This window comes from Bacillus sp. SIMBA_074, from assembly GCF_046534555.1.
GTDB lineage: Bacteria > Bacillota > Bacilli > Bacillales > Bacillaceae_G > Bacillus_A > Bacillus_A mycoides.
Genome location: NZ_JAWRYM010001089.1, coordinates 1 through 243 on the forward strand (window position 1 = coordinate 1; position 243 = coordinate 243).

Annotated in this window: 1 protein-coding gene; it reads right to left on the minus strand. The window is 51.0% G+C overall.

What is annotated here, in order from left to right:
• A partial coding sequence (gene pnuC / locus SB773_RS34115; protein WP_410594927.1) for a nicotinamide riboside transporter PnuC occupies positions 1 to 243 on the minus strand: 243 nt, incomplete at both ends.

Below are 243 nucleotides of genomic sequence, written 5' to 3' on the forward strand. Positions count from 1 at the left end.
GCGCACCACATGACGAGAATCGAAATATCGTTGCCATCAGCCATGAATGCAACCAGCCACATATAGATCGTAAAAATGTCGATGATGACCCAAACGACCCACTGCTCAACCAATCGCTTCACCATAAAAATCATGGCGAGAATCGAGAGGATCGCGGTCAACGAGTCGACGAAGGGCAAAGCCCCACCCATCTGCTTCAGCACCAATCCGTAGATGACAGTAGCTGCGATGCTGAGCGCACTC